1 protein-coding gene is annotated in these 278 nt (G+C 51.4%); it reads right to left on the reverse strand.

Annotation, left to right across the window (positions count from 1 at the left end):
* Positions 1-134: 134 nt before the first annotated feature.
* Positions 135-275, reverse strand: a complete 141-nt coding sequence (locus Q4563_RS19520) for a hypothetical protein (protein ID WP_442903810.1) — start codon at positions 273-275, stop codon at positions 135-137.
* Positions 276-278: the final 3 nt, after the last annotated feature.

Here is a 278-nt window from a genome sequence, read left to right on the forward strand (position 1 = left end):
TAGATATACGTAGCCAGGCCGGGCCATAAAAAAAGCCAGTGACTACGATGTAGCCTCTGGCTTTTTTTTGGGGTGATTTTTATCCGTGCAAATGATTTGGCGGTATCACTTTGCCATTCGCACAGACCGGGTGTTTAGCGTTCGATCGCCAAAGCAACACCCATACCGCCACCGATACACAAGGTCGCCAGACCTTTTTTGGCATCCTGACGGATCATTTCATGCAACAGGGTGACCAGGATACGACAGCCGGAAGCACCAATCGGGTGGCCCAGTGC

This window comes from Gilvimarinus sp. 1_MG-2023 (genome assembly GCF_030548285.1).